The organism is Micropruina sonneratiae (assembly GCF_025972045.1).
Classification (GTDB): domain Bacteria; phylum Actinomycetota; class Actinomycetes; order Propionibacteriales; family Propionibacteriaceae; genus Micropruina; species Micropruina sonneratiae.
The window spans coordinates 117,810-133,045 of sequence record NZ_JAPDHX010000006.1 but is presented as its reverse complement, the minus strand read 5'-3'; the positions used below and the strand labels follow the sequence as shown (position 1 = coordinate 133,045).

Annotated in this window: 14 protein-coding genes; 5 read left to right on the top strand and 9 right to left on the bottom strand. The window is 70.2% G+C overall.

What is annotated here, in order from left to right:
- Window positions 1–8: 8 nt before the first annotated feature.
- On the top strand, window positions 9–1,244 hold the full coding sequence (locus OIE40_RS15285) for a glutamyl-tRNA reductase (RefSeq protein WP_264703663.1): 1,236 nt from the start codon (window positions 9–11) through the stop codon (window positions 1,242–1,244).
- 32 nt (window positions 1,245–1,276) lie between these two features.
- Here OIE40_RS15285 and OIE40_RS15280 read toward each other — a convergent pair whose 3' ends face one another.
- Both OIE40_RS15280 and OIE40_RS15275 read right to left on the bottom strand, forming a co-directional pair.
- Entirely contained in the window at window positions 1,277–1,768 is a 492-nt protein-coding gene (locus OIE40_RS15280) for a GNAT family N-acetyltransferase (protein ID WP_264703662.1), read from the bottom strand.
- 91 nt (window positions 1,769–1,859) lie between these two features.
- Window positions 1,860–3,362 carry an FGGY family carbohydrate kinase gene (locus OIE40_RS15275; RefSeq protein ID WP_264703660.1) on the bottom strand — a complete coding sequence of 501 codons (1,503 nt, stop codon included), beginning with the start codon at window positions 3,360–3,362 and terminating at the stop codon, window positions 1,860–1,862.
- A 155-nt stretch (window positions 3,363–3,517) separates the two neighbouring features.
- Here OIE40_RS15275 and OIE40_RS15270 point away from each other — a divergent pair, with 155 nt between their 5' ends.
- Together OIE40_RS15270 and OIE40_RS15265 are read left to right on the top strand one after the other, a co-directional pair.
- Complete coding sequence (locus OIE40_RS15270) at window positions 3,518–4,339, top strand: HAD-IIB family hydrolase (protein ID WP_264703658.1); 822 nt, start codon at window positions 3,518–3,520, stop codon at window positions 4,337–4,339.
- Window positions 4,336–5,604, top strand: a complete 1,269-nt coding sequence (locus tag OIE40_RS15265) for a RuBisCO large subunit C-terminal-like domain-containing protein (protein WP_264703657.1) — start codon at window positions 4,336–4,338, stop codon at window positions 5,602–5,604. The genes OIE40_RS15270 and OIE40_RS15265 overlap by 4 nt, the downstream gene beginning before the upstream one ends.
- Before the next feature lie 196 nt (window positions 5,605–5,800).
- On the opposite strand, the gene OIE40_RS15260 is transcribed toward OIE40_RS15265, so the two are convergent.
- The 6 genes from OIE40_RS15260 to OIE40_RS15235 form a co-directional block, all read right to left on the bottom strand.
- Entirely contained in the window at window positions 5,801–6,919 is a 1,119-nt protein-coding gene (locus tag OIE40_RS15260) for an RNA polymerase sigma factor (RefSeq protein ID WP_264703655.1), read from the bottom strand.
- On the bottom strand, window positions 6,916–7,329 hold the full coding sequence (locus tag OIE40_RS15255) for a YciI family protein (protein WP_264703654.1): 414 nt from the start codon (window positions 7,327–7,329) through the stop codon (window positions 6,916–6,918). The genes OIE40_RS15260 and OIE40_RS15255 overlap by 4 nt, the downstream gene beginning before the upstream one ends.
- 223 nt (window positions 7,330–7,552) lie before the next feature.
- Window positions 7,553–8,359: a triose-phosphate isomerase gene (locus OIE40_RS15250; protein ID WP_264703652.1), complete on the bottom strand. Its 807-nt coding sequence runs from the start codon at window positions 8,357–8,359 to the stop codon at window positions 7,553–7,555.
- On the bottom strand, window positions 8,356–9,129 hold the full coding sequence (locus OIE40_RS15245) for an HAD-IA family hydrolase (protein ID WP_264703649.1): 774 nt from the start codon (window positions 9,127–9,129) through the stop codon (window positions 8,356–8,358). Before OIE40_RS15245 ends, OIE40_RS15250 begins: the two co-directional genes overlap by 4 nt.
- Window positions 9,126–10,007: a class II fructose-bisphosphate aldolase gene (locus OIE40_RS15240; protein ID WP_264703647.1), complete on the bottom strand. Its 882-nt coding sequence runs from the start codon at window positions 10,005–10,007 to the stop codon at window positions 9,126–9,128. Before OIE40_RS15240 ends, OIE40_RS15245 begins: the two co-directional genes overlap by 4 nt.
- A 97-nt stretch (window positions 10,008–10,104) precedes the next feature.
- Window positions 10,105–11,139, bottom strand: a complete 1,035-nt coding sequence (locus OIE40_RS15235) for a zinc-binding dehydrogenase (protein WP_264703645.1) — start codon at window positions 11,137–11,139, stop codon at window positions 10,105–10,107.
- 125 nt (window positions 11,140–11,264) lie between these two features.
- Between OIE40_RS15235 and OIE40_RS15230 the strand changes: the two genes are divergently transcribed.
- Both OIE40_RS15230 and OIE40_RS15225 read left to right on the top strand, forming a co-directional pair.
- Entirely contained in the window at window positions 11,265–12,809 is a 1,545-nt protein-coding gene (locus OIE40_RS15230; protein ID WP_264703643.1) for an FGGY-family carbohydrate kinase, read from the top strand.
- The gene (locus tag OIE40_RS15225; protein ID WP_264703641.1) at window positions 12,806–14,143 is read left to right on the top strand and encodes an iron-containing alcohol dehydrogenase; all 1,338 of its coding nucleotides are present in this window, start codon (window positions 12,806–12,808) and stop codon (window positions 14,141–14,143) included. The genes OIE40_RS15230 and OIE40_RS15225 overlap by 4 nt, the downstream gene beginning before the upstream one ends.
- Window positions 14,144–14,364: 221 nt before the next feature.
- Here the strand turns inward: OIE40_RS15225 and OIE40_RS15220 are convergent, their stop codons facing one another.
- Window positions 14,365–15,141 carry a GntR family transcriptional regulator gene (locus OIE40_RS15220; protein ID WP_264703639.1) on the bottom strand — a complete coding sequence of 259 codons (777 nt, stop codon included), beginning with the start codon at window positions 15,139–15,141 and terminating at the stop codon, window positions 14,365–14,367.
- Window positions 15,142–15,236 lie beyond the last annotated feature (95 nt).

The following is a 15,236-nucleotide window of genomic DNA, read 5'->3' as shown; positions in this document are numbered from 1 at the left end:
CTGGCGCGGTGCTGTTGTGCCTGACGGCGAGCCATCGCAGCCACGATTTCACCCTCCTGGAGAGCCTGAGCGGAGGCGCGGGAGCGGTGCTCGCCGAGTCCCTGCTGGCCGGCGACGATGTCGCCGGAGGCATCGTGCTGGGCACCTGCAACCGCTTCGAGGTCTACCTGGACGCCGCGCCCGAGGCCGTCGGCGCGCTGGCCTCCCAGGCGGCTCCGCTGTCGCTGCTCACCGGTGAGGACGCCGCCCGCCACCTGTTCGCGGTCGCCGCCGGACTCGAATCGGTGGTGGTGGGCGAACCCGAGATCGCCGGCCAGGTGCGACGCGCCCTCAACACCGCCGAGGCGTCCGCCACGGCCACCCCCTTGCTGTCGAGGGTGTTCTCCGACGCGCTTGCCACCCGCCGCAACGTCCGCGAACGCACCGGGCTGGGTTCGGCGCGGCCGTCATTGATCCGGCTCGCCCTCGACCTCGCCTCGCACCGGGTCACCGACTGGCCCGCGATGAAGGTGCTGCTGGTCGGCACGGGCCGGTACGCCTCGTCGTGCATCGAGGCGCTCCGCGATCGCGGTGTGTCGGCGATCACCGTGTGGTCCCCGTCCGGACGCGGCCACGACTTCGGTGCCCGCCGCGGCCTGGACCAGGTCAGCGGGCACGCCGTCGCCGCCGCGGCGAGCCGCGCCGACGTGATCGTGTGCTGCACCACGAGTTCCGAGTTGGTGATCGGTCCGGAACTGCTCGAGGGTGCCTGCCCGGTCACCGCGCACGCCGCCGCCCAGTGCCCGGTCGGGCACCCCGAGGTCGGTGAGCGGCATCGGGTGGTGATCGACCTGGGCCTGCCCCGCAACGTCGACCCGGCCGTCGCAGACCTGCCCGGTGTCGAACTGCTCGACCTCGAGGCGATCAAGCTGCATGCCCCGCTGCAACACCTGGCGGTGGCCGACGACGCCGAGGCGATGGTCCGGCAGGCGGCGGCCGCGCACGCCGACGACGCCCAGCAGATCGGACCGGCGGTCGCCGCCCTGCGCTCGCACGTCACCGACACCCTGGAAGCCGAGATCGGCCGCATCCGGCACCGCTACGACGAGGCCACCGCCGACGCCGCCGAGGCCGCGTTGCGGCACTTCGCCGGCGTCCTGCTGCACAAGCCGTCGGTTCGGGCCCGCGAACTCGCCCGGTCGGGACGCCGCGACGAGTTCGTCGACGGCCTGCACGCCGTCTTCGGAATCGACCGGCCGGCCTGAGCCGGCACCGGTCCGGCGCGGCGGCGTCCGGCTCAGTCGGCGCGGGGCAGCATGAACTCGAGGATGACCACCTGCGGCTTGCCCTGATAGATCGACCAGCCCCCGCCGTGGGTGTCGGTGTAGCCGAGCCCTCGGTACAGCTCGATAGCGACCGGTTGCATGGGGCCCGTCTCGAGCACGAGCCGGGCGATGCCGGCGGCGAAGGCGTCCGTTTCGAGGGCGCGCATCATCAGCACCGACAGCCCACGGCCGCGGTGCCCGGCGGCCACGAACACCCGTTTGATCTCGCCCGTGGGCGCCTCGGACGCCGCCACCTCGGGGGTCAGCCGGCGCCACGCCGCCGACGCCACTGCTTGGCCGTCGACGTAGCCGACCAGGAACGAGCCCGCGGGCGGCTCGAAATCGGCCACCCGCATCGGCGAGGTGTCGCCGCTGCCGCCGTAGAGCACCTCGTACTCGGCCTGCACGGCGGCGCAGAGCGCCACGGCGTCCGGATGGTCGAGGCTGCGGCGAACGATGTGCACCGCGCCACGATAGAGCCCGCCGCGGACATGCCGGGACCCACGGCCGCCCGGGGGGCGGGGCGGGCCGTGGGTCCGGCGGGAGTCCGCAGGCTCAGTCGTGCTGCGGGAGCTTCTTGGTCCAGCCCTTGGTGAGTTCGCGCGCGGCGACCCAGCCGGCGTACAGGCCGTCGGCCTCGTCGGTGCTGATCTGCGGCTCGAACACCCGCTCGACGCTCCACATGTTCGACAGGTCGTCGAGCGAGCCGTAGATGCCGGTCGACAATCCGGCCAGCAGCATGGCGCCGAAGATCGTCGCCTCGTGGTTCTTCGGCCGGATCACCGGGATGCCGAGAATGTCGGCCTGCATCTGGCAGAGCAGGTTGTTCTTGACCGCACCGCCGTCGATGCGCAGCTCGGGGATCGTGACCGAACCGTCCGCGGTGGCCGCTTCGACCATGTCACGGGTCTGGTACACCATCGACTCCACCGCGGCCCGGATGATGTGCAGCCGGGTGGTGGCGTTGCTGATGCCGATGATCGCCGCGCGGGCGTACGGGTCCCAGGTGGGCGCCGAGAGGCCGGTGAAGGCCGGCACCAGGTAGACGCCGTCGGTGCTCTTGACCTGCCCGGCGTACCACTCCGAGTCGGGCGCGGCGTGGATCAGCTGCAGGTCGTCGCGCAGCCACTGCATCGTCTTGCCCTGGGCGAACAGCACGCCCTCGATCTCGTAGGCGGTCTTGCCCTGCACCGTCCAGCCAACGCTCGGGGTGAGGCCGGTGATCCGCTGCGGGGACTGCCCGCAGTTGATGTTCAGCACGCCTGCGGTGCCGTAGGTCATCTTGCACTGGCCCTGCTCGAAGGCGGCCTGGCCGAACAGGCCGGCCTGCTGGTCGCCGAGATCCGAGCCGATCGTGATGGACGCCCCGAAGGTCGGCTCCAGGTCGCCGAAGTTGGCGTCGCTGGGCACGATCTTGGCCAGCATGTGCCGCGGAATGCCGTAGTGGCCGAGCAGTTCGTCGTCCCAGTCGAGGGTCTGCAGGTTCATCATCATGGTGCGCGAACCGTTGGACACGTCGGTCACGAAGGACTGGCCGTCGGTCATGTTCCAGATCAGCCAGGTGTCGATGGTGCCCGCGAGCAGCTCACCCCTCTCGGCCCGCTCCTGGGCGCCGTTGACCCGATCGAGGATCCAGCGGATCTTGGACGCCGAGTAGTAGGCGTCCGGGATGAGTCCGGTGCGCTCCTGGATCAGGTCGCCGAGGCCCTGCTCGACCCACTTCTCGACCACCGGCACGGTCTGACGCGACGACCAGACGACGGCGTTGTAGATGGGCTCGCCGGTGGACTTCTCCCACACCACCGCGGTCTCGCGCTGGTTGGTGATGCCGGCGGCGGAGATGTCGGAGGGCTGTACCCCCGCGTCGCGCAGCGCGGCGCGCATCACCTCGAGCTGGGTGCCCAGGATCTGCTTGGGATCGTGCTCGATCCATCCCGGCCGCGGATAGTGCTGGGTGATCTCCTGCTGGCCGAAACCGATCACCGCGGCGCTCTCGTCGATCACGAACGAGCGGACGCTCGTCGTCCCCGAATCGATCCCGAGAATGTATTTCGTCATGGCTGCCCTTCACGTCTGTGTGGTTGGGTTGACTGGGTCCCTGGAGTCGTGCCGTTGCGGCTCCGGCCTCACCCTAAGGAGGGTGTGCTGCACAGGTCAAGGCTTGAACGGACTTGTCTATACGTGTAGCGTCGCAACCCCCCGGAAGGAGCCGCATGCTCGACCGACTCGACCTGTCCGCGGTGCGCGCCGTTGCGCTCGATGTGGACGGGACCCTGGCCGGCGCCGACTCGAAGGTCAGCCCCCGCACCGTCGCGGCGATGAAGCAGGTGCAGGACCTCGACATCCCCGTGATCCTGTTGACCGGACGGACCCGGCGCAACACGATGGCGATCGCAGCCGAGGCGTCCCTGCGCAGCGTCGCGGTCGCCTGCAACGGGGCGTTGATCATCGACCCGGTCACCGACCGCAACGTGGCCGTGAACCCGATGTCGGCGTCCGACAAGGCGACGTTTCGCGCGCTGGCCGACGACCTGGGGCTCGACCTGACCTGGTGGACCGAGGATCACATGTATGTGACGCACAAGGGGGACATGTACGAGCTGATCCTGGAGCTCAACCACGAGGAGGCGCTGATCGGCGACCCGGCCGACATCGCAGACGCCGTGGTGATGAAGATGATGGCGATGGCCAGCCCGGAACGGATGGACGAGGTGCACGACGAGATCCTGCGCCGGATGCCGTCGGCGATGCGCTCGCTGGACAACCTGGTCGAGGTCGTCGACCCCGATTCGACCAAGTGGCACGGCCTGGAATGGGCGCTGGACCAGTACGGCATCGATCCGGCCAACGTGCTGGGCGCGGGCGACGGCGGCAACGACGTGGGCTGGCTGAGCCGGATCGGCTTCCCCGTGGCGATGGGCAACGCCCGCGACGAGGTGCGTGAGGTCACCGTCGCCGAGGGGCTGACCAATGCGGACGAGGGCGCCGCCGACCTGCTCGAGCGGGTGGCCGCGGCGCACGGGGCGACGGCATGACCGCACAGGCGATACTGGCCGAGCTGGCACGCGAGGGCGACTACCTCCTGGCCAGCTACGCGCTGGACCTGCCCGTCGACGTCGACCCGTGGGCGCGGGTGTCGCGGTTCGCGGTCGGCCAGACGACGGGCACCTGGGTCGAGGTGCCCGGACTGACCCCGGCACTGAAGGACGCCCACGAGGGCCGCGTGGTGCAGGTGCTGCCGGTGCCCACCGCCGACACGAGCAACGGCGTGGTCGGCGACGTGGTCCACTACCTGGCCACGATCGCCTTCCCGACCATCAACTTCGGGGCGTCCCTGCCGCAGCTGCTGAACACCCTGATCGGCAACGACGCGTCGACCTCGATGGAGGCGAAGCTGGTCGACCTGCAGTTCCCCGGCTCGTTGGAGAGCGCGTTCGGCGGGCCGCGGTTCGGCGTCGCCGGCCTGCGCGAACTGACCGGGGTGAGCGAGCGTCCGCTGCTGCTGAACATGCTCAAGCCGTGCACCGGACTGGCCCCCGAGACGGCCTCGGAGATCTTCGAGGCGACGGCCCGCGGCGGCATCGACCTGATCAAGGACGACGAGCTGATGGGCAACACCGACTACTCGACGGTGCTGCGCCGGGTGGAGCTGTTCACCGCTGCGGCCGAGCGGGCGGCGTCCGAGACGGGCGTGCGAACCATCTATCTGCCCAACATCTCCGACCGGCCGGACCGGATGCTGGCCACCGCGAAACGGGCCGTCGAGGCCGGCGCGCGGGCGCTGATGGTGGCCTACACCACGGTCGGCCTGGGCGCGGTGGAGATGCTGGCCGACGAGGTCGGCGTGCCGATCCTGGGGCACTTCGCCGGCGCGGCTCCGCTGTACGAAGGGCCGAGCACGGGCATGAGCGCACCGATCGCCACCGGGCTGTTGCCCCGGGTCGCCGGCGCCGACCTGAGCCTGGTGGTCTCGCCCTACGGCGGCTACCCGATCTCGCGGCTGCAGTACCTGCGCACCGCACAGCAGCTGGCGCTCCCCCGGCCGCACCTCAAGCCCGCGTTCCCGGTGATCGGCGGCGGCGTCCATCCCGGCACGGTCGCGCGCTACCTGGGTGAGCTGGGCAGCGACATCGTGCTGGGCGTCGGCGGCGCCATCCAGGGCCATCCCGACGGCGCCGCGGCCGGCGTCCGCGCGATGCGGCAGGCGGTGGACGCCGCCCTGGCCGGCGTCGACGCCGCCGATGCGGCGTCCGAGCACACGGAGCTGGCTACGGCGCTGAAGCTCTGGGGCAGCCTGTAGGTCGGCCGGGGGCTCAGCGGGGGACCATGGGTCCCGTCGAGTCCCGCAACAGGAGCGTTGTGGCGAGTCGTTGACGATGCGGGCGCGTCGACTCGGCACCCGGCCACCGTCATCCCGGCGAACGCCGGGATCTCACGACCGCCCAGCTGAGATCTTGGGGCAAGCCCGGGATGACGGAGCAGCCCCCGGGACGAGCTCACTGCCTCAGCCGGGCGGCCTGGCGGGTGAGGTGGTCGCGTTCGGCCAGGTTGGACGCCCGGGCGGCGGCTTCGGCGTAAAGCCGGGCCGCGGCGTCCGGATCGCCGCCCTTCTCGTGCAGGTACGCGGCGACCGCGGCGTGCCGGGGGATGGACGGCTCGACCTCGGCGAGCGCGGCCAGGCCCGCCCGGGCACCGTCCGCCTCACCGACGGCGACCGCCCGGTTGAGCCTGACCACGGGTGAGTCGGTGAGCCGCAGCAGTTCGTCGTACCACTCCACGATCTGCACCCAGTCGGTCTCGTCGGCCGACGGCGCGTCGGCGTGCAGGGCTGCGATCGCCGCCTGCGCCTGGTACGGGCCGAGCCGGTCCTCGGCCAGGGCGTCCTGCAGCAGGTCGATGCCCTCGGCGATCAGGTCGGTGCGCCACCTGGAGCGGTCCTGGGCGGCGAGCGGCACCAGGCGTCCGGCCTCGTCGGTGCGGGCGTCGCGGCGGGCGTGGTGGAGCAGCATCAGCGCCAGCAGCCCGGCGACCTCGGGCTCGTGGCTGATCGACGCGAGTTGCCGGGTCAGCCGGATCGCCTCCGCGGCCAGGTCTAGGTCGCCCGAGTAGCCCTCGTTGAACACCAGGTAGAGGGTGGTCAGGACCGTGCTCAACTCACCCGGTAGGTCGAACCGGACGGCGCTGACAGTCCGCTTGGCCCGGCTGATCCGCTGCGCCATGGTCGCCTCGGGCACCAAGTAGGCCTCGGCGATCTGCCGGGTGGTGAGCCCGCCGAGCGCCCGCAGGGTGAGCGCCACCGCCGAGGCCTGGCTCAGCGAGGGGTGCGCGCAGCGCAGGTACAGCTCGAGGGTGTCGTCGGCGTTCTCCGCCGGCCCGGGAGCGGGCTCCGCGAAGGCGCGCTCCTCGCGGGCCCTCCGGGCGGTGTCCGCCCTGGTCAGGTCGATGAACTTGCGCCACGCGACGGTGACCAGCCAGCCCTTGGCGTCGCGCGGCGGTTCGTCCGGCCAGGCCTGGACGGCGGCCAGCAGCGCCTCCTGCACGGCGTCCTCGGCGGTCGCGAAGTCGGCTCCGCGCCGCACGAGGACGCCCAGCACCTCGCCGGCCAGCTCCCTCATTCGGTGACGGTCTCTGGGTGACCCAGGAAGGGCCGCACCTCCAGCCACTCGTAGATCGGCTCGCCGCCCTTGCCGGGGGCGGCGGACAGCTCGCCGGCCAGTTCGACGGCCCGGTCGTAGGAGTCGACGTCGATGACCATCCACCCGGCGATCAGGTCCTTGGTCTCGGCGAACGGCCCGTCGGTGACCGGCGACAGCCCCGGGCCGCCGTAGCGCACGAAGGTGCCCTCGGGCGCCAGCGCCTGGCCGTCGACGAACTCGCCCGAGGTCTCCAGCTTCGCGGCGAAGTCGTTCATGTAGGTGATGTGGGCGTCGATCTCGTCCGGCGTCCACTGGTCCATGGGGACGTCGACGAGGTTCTCGGGTCCGGCGTTGCGGCGGTAGTGCTTGAGCAGCAGGTACTTGGCCATGACGGTTCTCCTTCTGACGTGCGGCCCATTGTGGCCGCCTCATCCCTGGGACGGAGCCGTCCGGCGATTCTCGACATCGGGTCGCGCAATCCGGAGAAGTATCCCTCGGTCGCTGTTGTTGCGGTCCGCGCCCAGTTCCACACCGGCGCGATGCGGAGGGGCGGCTGCTGGCGACGCCTGCCCGCCCGGGATGACGGCGACGGGATGGCGGTGGCGTTCCCTGTCAGCTGACCGCGCGCACCTCGTCCACCGTGGCCAGGAAGTTCTCCGGCGCCAACCCGCCGCGGCCCAGGAAGATGCCGTCCGGACGCTGGGCGGCGTCGTCGCACGCCTCGACGATGGCCGTGTAGGTGCCGACCACGGCACTGCCGCCGTAGACGATGCGGGCGGCGTGGCCGCGTCCGCGGCGGTGCAGCAACTCACGGATCGAGCCGGTCGTGGCGGCGATGTGCGAGCCCGGCGCGGGCTCGGGTTGCCCGATCGCCCAGGACGGCTCGTAGGCGACGATGACCGGGAAGTCGGTCGGGACGTCGGCCAGCACGGTGTCGAGCTGGGGTGCGATGACCGCTTCGGGGTCGGCTCCACGGGTCGGCTCGCCGGCGATCAGGATCGGCACGATGCCGTTGCGGGCGGCGGCGAGCGCCTTGCCGCGGCACTCGTCGAGGGTCTCGTGCTGGTCGCGGGCACGCTCCGGGTGCCCGATCATCACCAGCCGGCACCCCAGCTCGGCGAGCACCTCGGCGGTGGTTTCACCGGTGTGGGCGCCGGGGCCGAAGCGCGAGACATCCTGGACGCCGACGAGCAGCCCGGCGTCCGTCAACGGGGGGCCGACCAGCGGCAGCAGCGGCGCCGGCACGCACAGGTAGGGCGTGCCTGGACCGTGGGGACGGTTTCCGCGGTCCAGCTCACCGAGGCCGGCGGAGACCACCTCGGCCCAACGGGCGAGTTCGGCCAGCCCCAGGTACGCCTTGGTGGACGCGCCGATCAGCACCGGCGGCAGCACCGCAACCGTCGGGAAACCTGCGCTCACCGGTGCTCGCCGACGATGCGCTCCAGCGACGCGACGGTGATCAGCCCTTCGGCGTCGCGGACATCGTCGCCCGCGATCAGCGCGGCCGGGGCGCCGGGTTCGCCCAGGTCCGAGACCACGATCCGGGCGTCGGGGAACGGGTCGTCGGCGGTGAAGTGCGAAACGGTGACGATGTGGGCGATGCCGGCCGCTGCGGCCGCCTTCGCCCCCGACTCGGAATCCTCCACGACGACGGCGTCGCCGGGCTGCAGGCCCAACTGCTCCAGGGCGTACAGGTAGATGTCGGGCGCGGGCTTCTTGGCCGGAACGATGTCGCCGCCGTAGATGCCGAACAGCCGGTTCCGGGTCGCCTGACCGAGCACCGCGATCGCCACCGCCTCGACGCTCGGGATCGCCGAGGTGGACGCCACCGCGACCCGCCACCCCGCGTCCAGTGCCGCTTCGACCAGTCGCTTGATGCCGGGGCGGCCGGGGATCCGTCCGCTGTTCACGATCTCCTGGTAGCACGCACTCTTGCGCTTGTGCACCTGCGCGAGCAGGGCGTCCAGGTCGTCGCGGCCGGGAATGTCGAGCTCGGGGTGCTGGCTCAGGTAGGCCTTCATCCGCTCCTTGCCGCCGCCCACCTTGAGCAGTACCGCGTACTCGTCCTCCGACCACCGGAACGGGTAGCCCTCCTCTTCGAACACCTGGTTGAAGGCGACGAGATGGCCGTCCTTCTCGGTGTCGGCCAGGACGCCGTCGCAGTCCAGGATCAGCGCGTGCCCGCTCACTGGGCACCGCCCTTGGCAGCCCCGTCCTTGCCGGTCGAGTGGAAGATGCCCGCGAACGTCACCAGCAGGTCCTTGGACGCCGCGATCATCGGCTCGAACAGCTTGGTCGGCTCCCACGTGTTGGTCTGCTCGCACTGCTTGAGGTACTCCAGCGCCGAGGTCATGTAGGCCCGCTTGAGCGCGGTGGAGATGTTGATCTTGGTCACCCCGGCGTCGATGAACTCGTCGAACTCGGCGTTGCTCAGTCCGGTGCCGCCGTGCAGCACGACCGCGATGTCGCACGCGGAGGTGATCTCCCGGGCGCGCTGCGGCAGCAGCACCGGCTGTGCGGAGTACATGCCGTGCGCCGTGCCCAGCTGCGGCGCCATCAGGTCGGTGCCGGTCTCCAGGGCCACCTCGATCAACTGATCGACGGTGTAGGAGTGTTTGGCCTTGTCGGAGCCGACGCCGTCTTCGACGCCGATGATGTTCTCGATCTCGCTCTCGACACTGGCGCCCAGTGCGTGCGCCTCTTCGCATACCTCGGCGGTCTCTTTGCGAGCCTGGTCGAGATCACGATCCGAGGCGTCGAACAGCACCGAACTCCAGCCGTGCTTGAGCGCCAGCGTGATCACCTCTCGATCGGGGCAGTGGTCGAGGTGCAGCGAGACCCCGACGGACGCCGCCTCGGCGGCGTCCTTCGCGGCGTAGTGCAGGATGCCCGCCCCCGCCGACTTCACGGTCTTCACCGAGGTCTGCAGAATGACCGGCGAGCCCACCGAGTCGGCGGCCTCCACGATCGCCTTGATGGTCAGTGGGTCGACGATGTTGATCGCCGGAACCGCGTAGCCCCTGCCTTTGGCCGCATTGACCAGATCAAGGGTGTTGACGTATGGCATGGGGCTCCTCCACATGACTCGACGCTGGGTCTGCTGGGTAACGACGGACAAACTCGTATGTACAACTATAGACAACTTGGGAGAACCTTGGCTAGCGCTACGCTCCCCCGACCTCGAAGACCACTTTGCGACCCTGGGCAACGAGGTCGAGGCCATCCTCCCAGCGTTCCAGCGGCAGCACGTCGGAGATGAACGATTCGGCGTCGATGCGCTTGTCAGCCATCAATCTCAGCGCCGTGCGGTAGCTCTGCGCGTTCTTGCCGCGCGAGCCGACGATCTCGTGTTCGCGGTTGACCAGCAGGTCGAAGTCGACCGGAACCTCGCCGTGGTACAGCGCGACGAGCACCACCCGGCCGCCCCGGCGCACCATCGGCTGCAGGGCCCGTGGCCAGTGGTTGGCGCCCGAGCATTCGAAGCCGGTGTGCGCACCGTAGCCGTCGGTGAGGGACTTCACGTACGCCTCGACGTCGACGGCATCGCCGTCGAGCGCGTGGTCGGCGATGCCTCGGGCGACGGCGTCGGCAAGCCGGTCGGCGTGCCGGGTACGTCCGACCAGCACGGTCGTGGCGCCCACCTGGCCGGCGACGGCGCTGGTCAGCGCGCCGATGGCACCGGGACCGGTGACGATCACCACCTCGCCGGCCAGCGATGGGCTGCGCTCGATGACCGCGTGCACGCAGATCGCCAACGGCTCGGTGAGTGCCGCCGCCAGCAGCGACACCCCATCGGGCAACCTGTGGACGGCCAGTTCGGGCATCACCAGTGCGTCCGCAAGCGCACCGTTGGCGGTGGTGCCGATGCCCTTGCGGTGGGGGCAGCGTTGGTACTGCTCGGCCCGGCAGTACAGGCAGGTGCCGCACAGGTAGGCGTCCGTCTCGAAGGTGACCCGGTCGCCGACCGACCAGTCGCCCACGACACCGGGCCCGATCGCCGAGATCACCCCGGACGCCTCGTGCCCCAGCGTGCGCGGGATCAGCCCGGTGAAGTGACCGTCGAGCGCGCTGCGGTCGGTTCCGCACACGCCGGCGTAGGCCACGTCGACAAGCAATTGCCCCGCGCCCGGCGAGGGACGCTCGACTGAGCGGAGCTCGACGTGGCCGGGACCCGGGGCGTACTTCACCAGGGCGCGCATGCCGATTTTCGTAGCATGCGACACCACGTCTGTCCACCACTAGACATGTCTATACAAGATTGTTTAGCATCCTTGCCACCCGTGAACGCGCAGCGGAGCGCGTCCCCGTCCGGAAAGGGTGCTCAATGCCCCAGTACCTGCTCGGCATCGATGCCGGCACCAGTGTGATCAAGGCAGCCATCTTCGACGAACACGGCAACGAATTGAGCCGCGGCGCGCACAACGTCCCGATCGTGAACCCGACCACCTACATGGCCGAGGAGGACATGGAGACGGTCTGGGTGGCCGCCACCCTGGCCATCCGGGACGCCATCGAGGGCTCGTCGGTGAGGGCCGCCGACATCGTCGCGGTATCGGCCACCGGCCAGGGCGACGGCACGTGGCTGGTCGACTCCGAGGGCGAGCCGGCCGGGCCGGCGTACCTGTGGACCGACGGCCGCGCCGCCGACATCATCGACACCTGGTACGCCGACGGCACCATCAGCAAGCAATTCCAGATCTCCGGCCTCGGCCCCTACGCCGGTACCGCGTCGGCGTTGCTGCGCTGGCGGGTCGAGAACGAACCCGAGATCCTCGAGGGTGCCACCAACCTGTGGTGCAAGGACTGGGTGGAGTACAAGCTCACCGGTGACCTCTCCACCGATCCGTCGGACGCCTCGCTGGCCGGCATCGACGTCCGCACCCGCGACTGGTCCGACGAGGTACTGGCCGCGTTCGGCCTGACCGACGCCAAGTCGGTGCTGCCCGAGCCGAAGTCGCCGATCACCAACATCGGCGGCATCACCGCCGAGGCCGCCGGCGTCACCGGTCTGGTCGAGGGCACCCCGGTCTTCAAGGGCCAGATGGACATCACCGCGTCGTCGCTCGGCGTGGGAGTGGCGCGGCCCGGAGACTGCATGGCGGTGATCGGCACCGCCGGCATCGTCACGGTGGCCACCGATGACCTGGGCGACACGATCGAGCCGGACGACGTCGGCTGGGTCATTCCGCACAGCCCGACCACCTGGATCCGGGCCCTCGGGATGAACTCCTGCACCCCCAACGTGGACTGGTACCTGCGCGAGTTCGGCGGCAGCTTCCGCCGTGAGGCCGAGGCCCGCGGCCCGCAGTTCACCTTCTTCGAGTACCTCGACGAGGTCGTCAGTTCGGTTCCGGTCGGCTCCCGAGGCGTGATGTTCCACGGCTACACCGCCCCAGGTGGCGAGCGGGCCCCGTTCGTGAAGCCGAGCGCCCGGGCGTCCTTCATCGGCATCACCGGCGCACACACCCGCAACGACCTGCTGCGCGCGGTGTACGAGGGCGTCGCCTACGGCATCCGTGACTGCCTGGACGCCATCCCGACCGAGGTGAAGGTCGTCAGGATGGCCGGCGGCGGCGCGAACTCGCCGGTGTGGGCGCAGATCTTCGCCGACGTGCTGGGCCGCCAGGTGGTCGTGCCCGCCGGCACCGAGTTCGGCGCCAAGGGCGCCGCGATCGTCGCCGGCGTCGGGGTGGGCATGTTCGAGAGCTACGAGCAGGGCGCCGACTCGACCGTCAACATCCTGCGCACGTACAAGCCCAAGAAGAAGAGGACTGCGCTCTACGACGAGTACTTCGAGATCTACAAGGAGTACCGCCAGGCGATGCCCTCCATCTGGGACAAGCTGCAGGCCATCACCCGGCGCGGATGACCGGCTACGAGTCATTCGCCCGCGAAGTCTCCCAGGGGGCTCTCGGCCTCCTGGCGACCGGTCCGGCGGCACTGGGCGAACTGCCCGCCCTGTGCCGTCGGCTGGCCGGCGACGGCGAGCGCGTCATCCTCACCGATGACGTGGCGAAACTCGCCGACGGACGCGACCTGCTGGCGTGGGTGGCCGACCTGGTGGGCGCCGCCCGCCGGGTGACGGTCCGGGCCACCCACGCTCAGGTAGCGCTCGACGAGGCCACCGTCGAGGACGCCGTGGCCGAGGTCGGACGCCCGTCGCTGCTGGTCAGCGTCGGTTCCGGCACCATCACCGATCTCGGCAAGGTGGTGTCCGCGCGCTCTGGTGCGCCCCTGGTGGCGATCCAGACCGCGGCCTCGGTCAACGGCTTCTCCGATCCGCTCAGCGTCCTGGTGATCGGCGGTGCCAAGCGCACCAGGCCCTCGGTGTGGCCGACGGGGCTGATCATCGACGACCGGGTCATCGACGCGGCACCCGCCCGGCTGAACCGTTCGGGCGTCGGGGACGCGATCGCGATCTGGTCGGCCCCGGCGGACTGGTACCTGGCCTGTTCGCTGGGCCTGGACGGCCCGTTCACCGACGAGGCGGTCCGGCCCGTGCTGGACGCCGTGGAGGGGCTCACCGACCCGGACCCGGGCCGAGCACGCAAGGCCCTGGTCGATTCGTTGACCGTCGGCGGGCTTGTGATCGGCGTCGCCGATTCGACGGCGCCGCTGTCGGGTTCGGAGCACCTGACCAGCCACATCCTCGACATGGCCGCGATGGCCCGAGGCGTCGAGCACGACCTGCACGGCGCCCAGGTGGGCGTGGCGACGGTGGTCTGTACCGCGTTGTGGGCCGAGGTGCGCGAGACGTCCGCGCTGTTCGAACGGCCCTGGGCAGACCTGACCTATCCGGCCGACCTGGAGCAGCGGGTGCGCGACACCTGGGCTTCCATCGACCCTTCCGGCTCGCTGGGGCAGGAGTGCTGGACGGCGGTGGCGCGGAAGGTCGCTGCCTGGAACGCCGCTGACAAGGCTGTTTGCGACCGTGACCGGGCCGCACTGCTCGAGACGCTGTTCGGCTACCTGGGCACCCCCCAGCGGTCGGCGACCACGCTGCGGCATTGGGGTGCGGCGGCCCGGTTCAGCGAGCTCACTCCCCCGGTCTCGGCCGATCAGGTGGCCTGGACCCTGCTGGCGCTGCCGTACATGCGCGACCGGCTCACCCTGCCCGACCTGCTGGTGATGACCGGCGAGTGGACGGCGGAGTTGATCGATCGAGTACTGGCGCGGGCCGCGACGGCGGGCGGCGGCGTATAGGAGCAGTGAAGTGGATCACCGGCATCGACGACATCACCGGCACCCTGGAGCGCCGGCGCCGCGGGCTCGACCCGCAACCCGTGGAACTCCCCTCCCCGCTGCCGCACACCGTCGTCGCCACAAGCGCGGCGACGGGGTCTGAAAGACAGTGTGAGTCCGAGCATTGAACTCGATGTTCGGACTCACACTGTTTCTGCTCGGCCGGCGCGCGAACGTCAGCGTCAGCTGAAGGCCAACTGGCGCTTCTTCGTCGTGCCCAGCGCGCTCAGGTCGTAGTCGAACTCCAGCCGCACCCGGTCACCGCGGAACTTGATCCGCGTGTACTCGAACAGGCGGTGCGAGGCGTCCTTGATCCGCTGTTCGAGCAGCAGCAGCGGCGTCCCGCGGCGCACGCGCAGGGCGGTCAGCTCCGAGGGGGTCGGCGTGAGCGACTCCAGCGACTCGTGCACGTAGACCATGTCGAGGCCGTAGTCGCCGGCCAGTACCTGGCACAGCTGCTGCTGGGTCAGGTCGTGGTCGAGCAGGGCCGGGGCCAGCCGCACCGGCACGTACGACTTGTGCAGGCTGATCGGGGTGTCCTCGGCGTACCGCAGCCGCTCGACCATGTGCAGCGGGGTGCCGACCTGCACATCGAGCTGGCGGGCCAGCCGGGCGTCGGCCTCGACGGTGCCCGAGTTGATCAGTTCGGTACGGGTCGAGTAGCCCTGCTGCTCCAACTGTTCGCGGACGCCGTGGTACGAGGGCGAACGGGTCGCGATCTTGGGCTGCGCGACGAACGTTCCCTTGCCGTGAACCCGGAAGACCAAACCCTCGTCGACGAGCTTGCCGAGCACCTGCCGAATGGTCATCCGGCTGATCGAGTAGATCTGGTTCAGTTCGTTCTCTGACGGAATCCGTTGCTCAGGCTGCCATTCACCGCTGAGAATCTTGGTGCGCAGTTCATCGGCGAGCTGCAGGTACAGCGGGACCGCGGAGTCCCGATTGAGGGTGGTGGTCACGGTGTCCCTCCTTCGCCGCATCTCGGAACGAGCCCGCAACTTGGCTGTACATGTACGGTCATGTCTTGTAGTTTGTAGCCCGAGCTTACCCCAAC

Coding starts and splice junctions, on each gene's coding strand:
- OIE40_RS15275 (WP_264703660.1), bottom strand. CDS start 3,362: ATGACGAAATACATTCTCGGGATCGATTCGGGGACGACGAGCGTCCGC.
- OIE40_RS15270 (WP_264703658.1), top strand. CDS start 3,518: ATGCTCGACCGACTCGACCTGTCCGCGGTGCGCGCCGTTGCGCTCGAT.
- OIE40_RS15265 (WP_264703657.1), top strand. CDS start 4,336: ATGACCGCACAGGCGATACTGGCCGAGCTGGCACGCGAGGGCGACTAC.
- OIE40_RS15260 (WP_264703655.1), bottom strand. CDS start 6,919: ATGAGGGAGCTGGCCGGCGAGGTGCTGGGCGTCCTCGTGCGGCGCGGA.
- OIE40_RS15255 (WP_264703654.1), bottom strand. CDS start 7,329: ATGGCCAAGTACCTGCTGCTCAAGCACTACCGCCGCAACGCCGGACCC.
- OIE40_RS15240 (WP_264703647.1), bottom strand. CDS start 10,007: ATGCCATACGTCAACACCCTTGATCTGGTCAATGCGGCCAAAGGCAGG.
- OIE40_RS15235 (WP_264703645.1), bottom strand. CDS start 11,139: ATGCGCGCCCTGGTGAAGTACGCCCCGGGTCCCGGCCACGTCGAGCTC.
- OIE40_RS15230 (WP_264703643.1), top strand. CDS start 11,265: ATGCCCCAGTACCTGCTCGGCATCGATGCCGGCACCAGTGTGATCAAG.
- OIE40_RS15225 (WP_264703641.1), top strand. CDS start 12,806: ATGACCGGCTACGAGTCATTCGCCCGCGAAGTCTCCCAGGGGGCTCTC.